The 5,210-nt window shown below is 48.3% G+C and carries 3 rRNA genes; all 3 read right to left on the bottom strand.

The features are described 5' to 3' along the window. Window positions 1-38: 38 nt before the first annotated feature. Window positions 39-150: ribosomal RNA gene (rrf, locus tag FPZ43_RS19165) — 5S ribosomal RNA — on the bottom strand. Window positions 151-381: 231 nt separating this feature from the next. Further along, window positions 382-3,259 (bottom strand): 23S ribosomal RNA (locus FPZ43_RS19160). Window positions 3,260-3,666: 407 nt separating this feature from the next. Then, window positions 3,667-5,188 (bottom strand): 16S ribosomal RNA (locus FPZ43_RS19155). Together the 16S, 23S and 5S rRNA genes form the textbook arrangement of a ribosomal RNA operon. Window positions 5,189-5,210 lie beyond the last annotated feature (22 nt).

The raw sequence follows: 5,210 nt of genomic DNA, 5'->3' as shown, positions 1-5,210 counted from the left end.
CCCTTCAACTTTTGATTGAAGGGGTTTTGATTAGTAAAGGATGGCACCGACCTACTCTCCCACATTTTACTGCAGTACCATCGGCTCTGGCGGGCTTAACTTCTCTGTTCGGAATGGGAAGAGGTGGACACCGCCGATATAGGCACCTGAAGATCTTATAGTTTGTTTGGTGAGGGTAATGGGTGTGAGTGCGGGACATTTCTGCCTGGCACCGGCAACCGGCTCCATTCACCATCAAACAATGACATATTATTGAAAGAAGTAAGTTCAAGAGAAAACAACAGTTAGTGAGGAGAGTCAAGAGATCAGAGTTAAGATTTAAGACCTAAGTCTTGATTCCTGATTCTATATTCTTGCTTCTGTTCTCACAAAGTCTTCTGTTAGAGAAAGCTTCGGATTATTAGTATTACTCGACTTTGATGTCACCACCTTTATATCTGTAACCTATCAACGTAGTCGTCTGCTACGATCCTCAATGGAAGTCTCATCTTGTGGCTAGTTTCGCACTTAGATGCTTTCAGCGCTTATCTATTCCGAATGTAGCTACTCTGCAGTACAGCTGGCGCCATAACAGATTCACCAGAGATTCGTCCAACCCGGTCCTCTCGTACTAAGGTCAGCCCCACTCAAACTTCCAACGCCCACAACAGATAGGGACCGAACTGTCTCGCGACGTTCTGAACCCAGCTCGCGTGCCACTTTAATGAGCGAACAGCTCAACCCTTGGGACCTTCTCCAGCCCCAGGATGTGACGAGCCGACATCGAGGTGCCAAACCTCCCCGTCGATATGAGCTCTTGGGGGAGATCAGCCTGTTATCCCCAGCGTACCTTTTATCCTTTGAGCGATGGCCCTTCCATGCAGAACCACCGGATCACTATATCCGTCTTTCGACCCAGCTCGACTTGTCTGTCTCACTGTCAAGCAAGCTTATGCTATTGCACTCCGCGTACGGTTACCAAGCGTACTGAGCTTACCTTTGAAAGCCTCCGTTACCTTTTTGGAGGCGACCACCCCAGTCAAACTACCCGCCAAACAATGTCCTCGAGTTTCTCAAGTTAGACACCAAATACAGAAAGGGTGGTATTTCAACGTTGGCTAACCTACTCCTAGCGAAGCAGGATCACAGCCTCCCACCTATCCTACACATCCTGTATCCGATATCAATGTTAAGTTGTAGTGAAGGTGCATGGGGTCTTTCCGTCCCGTTGCGGGTAACCGGCGTCTTCACCGATACCACAATTTCACCGAGCTCATGGCTGAGACAGCGCCCAGATCGTTACACCATTCGTGCAGGTCGGAACTTACCCGACAAGGAATTTCGCTACCTTAGGACCGTTATAGTTACGGCCGCCGTTTACCGGGGCTTCGATTCAATGCTTCGCCTTGCGACTAACATCCCCTCTTAACCTTCCGGCACCGGGCAGGTGTCAGGCCTTATACGTCATCTTTCGATTTTGCAAAGCCATGTGTTTTTGTTAAACAGTCGCCTGGGCCTTTTCACTGCGGCTGACATTGCTGTCAGCGCCCCTTCTCCCGAAGTTACAGGGCCATTTTGCCGAGTTCCTTAGCCATGATTCACTCGAGCACCTTAGGATTCTCTCCTCGACTACCTGTGTCGGTTTACGGTACGGGTTTTTATAACCTGAAGCTTAGCGGGTTTTCTTGGAAGTCTGATTACCTGAACTATCAACTCGCCCGAAGGTCTGCTGTACTATCAACTTTCAGCAAATCGTGCGTACTTAACTACACAATCTATACCTACAGTCTTTAACGAACTATTCCGTCAGTTCGCGTCAGTGTCACTACTCCGTCACCGCATCGCAGTTATAAAAAGTACTGGAATATTAACCAGTTGTCCATCGGCTTCGCCTGTCGGCTACACCTTAGGCCCCGACTAACCCTGATCCGATTAGCGTTGATCAGGAAACCTTAGTCTTTCGGTGGGCGGGTTTCTCTCCCGCCTTATCGTTACTTATGCCTACATTTGCTTTTCTAATTCCTCCACAGTCAGTTGTCCTTCCTGCTTCACCGGCAATTAGAATGCTCCCCTACCAGTACATTTACATGTAATCCATAGCTTCGGTATAACGCTTAATGCCCGTTTATTATCCATGCCCGATCGCTCGACTAGTGAGCTGTTACGCACTCTTTAAATGAATGGCTGCTTCCAAGCCAACATCCTAGCTGTCTGTGCAATCGGACCTCGTTAGTTCAACTTAGCGTTAATTTGGGGACCTTAGCTGATGGTCTGGGTTCTTTCCCTCTCGGCCATGGACCTTAGCACCCATAGCCTCACTGCAGTGTATATTATACAGCATTCGGAGTTTGTCTGGATTTGGTAGGATTTGACTCCCCCGCACCCAATCAGTAGCTCTACCTCTGTATAACTTTACCACCACGCTGTTCCTAAAAACATTTCGGGGAGTACGAGCTATTTCCCAGTTTGATTAGCCTTTCACCCCTACCCACAAGTCATCCGGAAACTTTTCAACGTTTATCGGTTCGGTCCTCCAGTACCTGTTACGGCACCTTCAACCTGCCCATGGGTAGATCACAAGGTTTCGCGTCTACCTCCCCTGACTATACGCCCTATTCAGACTCGCTTTCGCTTCGGATCCGTGTCTTAAACACTTAACCTTGCCAGGGAAGAGTAACTCGTAGGCTCATTATGCAAAAGGCACGCCGTCACACCTCAAAGGTGCTCCGACCGCTTGTAAGTACACGGTTTCAGGTTCTATTTCACTCCCCTGTTCGGGGTTCTTTTCACCTTTCCCTCACGGTACTGGTTCACTATCGGTCTCTCAGGAGTATTTAGCCTTACCGGATGGTGCCGGCAAATTCCCACAAGGCGTCTCCGACCTCGCGGTACTCAGGATACCACTATCATATTATTACTTACCCGTACGCAACTCTCATGCTCTATGGTGGGCCTTCCCATGCCCTTCCGGTTCATTTTAATACTCATGTTGTGGTCCTATAACCCCACATATGCCGTAACATATATGGTTTGGGCTTCTTCCATTTCGCTCGCCACTACTCTGGAAATCACTGTTGTTTTCTCTTCCTCTGCTTACTTAGATGTTTCAGTTCAGCAGGTTTGCGCTATTGCAACTATTCTTCAAATAGTTAGGTTTCCCCATTCGGAAATCTCCGGATCAATTCATATTTGCTGATCCCCGGAGCTTATCGCAGCTTATCACGTCCTTCATCGCCTCTGAGAGCCAAGGCATCCCCCGTGTACCCTTTCTTACTTTCTTCTAATATCTTTTACCGCCTTTTGCTCGGTATGATACGTTTTTATTTTATCGAGATGTCTCTCTTTTGATTCAAGATGCCAGAGTCAGGATTCAAGACCGAAGTCTTAACTCTTGATTCTTTACTCTTGATTCTAAGAAAAGACGTCCCTACTGTTGTCTTCTCTTTTTTTACTTCTTCCAATATGTCAAAGAACGTTTTGCTTTAGTATCAAGTCTTCAGTATCATGCATCAAGACTAATCTTGCTACTATATACTTGCTACTTGCTACCCTAAGCAGCGCGGAGAATAACGGATTCGAACCGTTGATTTCATTAATCTGGCCCCTGTTGGCCAAACTCCTTTAATTAAGAAATAATCATGTAGGTAACATTGTTATATGAAACAATGGTGTTGGATACTGCTCCAGAAAGGAGGTATTCCAGCCACACCTTCCGGTACGGCTACCTTGTTACGACTTAGCCCCAGTTACCGACTTTACCCTAGGCGGCTCCTTGCGGTTACCGACTTCAGGTACTTCCAGCTTCCATGGCTTGACGGGCGGTGTGTACAAGGCCCGGGAACGTATTCACCGCGTCATTGCTGATACGCGATTACTAGCGAATCCAACTTCACGGGGTCGAGTTGCAGACCCCGATCCGAACTGTGAATGGCTTTACGAGATTGGCATCCTGTTGCCAGGTAGCTGCCCGCTGTACCATCCATTGTAGCACGTGTGTAGCCCCGGACGTAAGGGCCATGATGACTTGACGTCGTCCCCTCCTTCCTCTCTATTTGCATAGGCAGTCTGTTTAGAGTCCCCATCTTTACATGCTGGCAACTAAACATAGGGGTTGCGCTCGTTGCGGGACTTAACCCAACACCTCACGGCACGAGCTGACGACAGCCATGCAGCACCTAGTTTCGTGTCCCGAAGGACTGTGACGTCTCTGTCACATTCACTAACTTTCAAGCCCGGGTAAGGTTCCTCGCGTATCATCGAATTAAACCACATGCTCCTCCGCTTGTGCGGGCCCCCGTCAATTCCTTTGAGTTTCACCCTTGCGGGCGTACTCCCCAGGTGGAACACTTAACGCTTTCGCTTAGACGCTGACCGTATATCGCCAACATCGAGTGTTCATCGTTTAGGGCGTGGACTACCAGGGTATCTAATCCTGTTTGATCCCCACGCTTTCGTGCCTCAGCGTCAATGCCACTTTAGTAAGCTGCCTTCGCAATTGGTGTTCTGTGACATATCTATGCATTTCACCGCTACTTGTCACATTCCGCCTACCTCAAGTGGATTCAAGCCAATCAGTATCAAAGGCACTGCGATAGTTAAGCTACCGTCTTTCACCCCTGACTTAATTGGCCGCCTACGCACCCTTTAAACCCAATAAATCCGGATAACGCTTGGATCCTCCGTATTACCGCGGCTGCTGGCACGGAGTTAGCCGATCCTTATTCTTACCGTACATTCAGCCTTTTACACGTAAAAGGGTTTATTCCGGTACAAAAGCAGTTTACAACCCATAGGGCCGTCTTCCTGCACGCGGCATGGCTGGTTCAGGCTTGCGCCCATTGACCAATATTCCTTACTGCTGCCTCCCGTAGGAGTCTGGTCCGTGTCTCAGTACCAGTGTGGGGGGTCATCCTCTCAGATCCCCTAAACATCGTAGCCTTGGTAAGCCGTTACCTTACCAACTAGCTAATGTTCCGCATGCCCATCTTAATCCTATAAATATTTGATATTTCTACGATGCCATAAAAATATATTATGCGGTGTTAATCTCTCTTTCGAGAGGCTATCCCCCTGATTAAGGTAGGTTACATACGTGTTACGCACCCGTGCGCCACTCTCATTAGGAGCAAGCTCCCAAATCCCGTCCGACTTGCATGTATTAGGCCTGCCGCTAGCGTTCATCCTGAGCCAGGATCAAACTCTCCATTGTAAAATGTGTTTGTTTGTATCCA

Origin of the sequence: Mucilaginibacter pallidiroseus (assembly GCF_007846085.1) — a bacterium.
GTDB classification, from domain to species: Bacteria; Bacteroidota; Bacteroidia; order Sphingobacteriales; family Sphingobacteriaceae; genus Mucilaginibacter; species Mucilaginibacter pallidiroseus.
This window is presented reverse-complemented; position numbering and strand designations above follow the sequence as displayed.